Source organism: Effusibacillus lacus (assembly GCF_002335525.1).
Classification (GTDB): domain Bacteria; phylum Bacillota; class Bacilli; order Tumebacillales; family Effusibacillaceae; genus Effusibacillus; species Effusibacillus lacus.
Window position 1 is genome coordinate 1 of the sequence record NZ_BDUF01000012.1, and the last position, 200, is coordinate 200.

Annotated in this window: 1 rRNA gene; it reads right to left on the reverse strand. The window is 57.0% G+C overall.

The annotated features are described in order from the left end of the window. Positions 1-200 (reverse strand): 23S ribosomal RNA (locus EFBL_RS03345); the annotation flags it as partial.

Genomic DNA, 200 nt, shown 5'->3' on the forward strand with positions numbered 1-200 from the left:
TCTCAGACGCGCTTTCGCTGCGGCTCCGGCTCTCCGCCTTAACCTCGCCTGTGATCGTAACTCGCCGGTTCATTCTACAAAAGGCACGCCGTCAGACGTAAACGTCCTCCGACTGATTGTAGGCGCACGGTTTCAGGTTCTCTTTCACTCCCCTCCCGGGGTGCTTTTCACCTTTCCCTCACGGTACTGGTTCACTATCG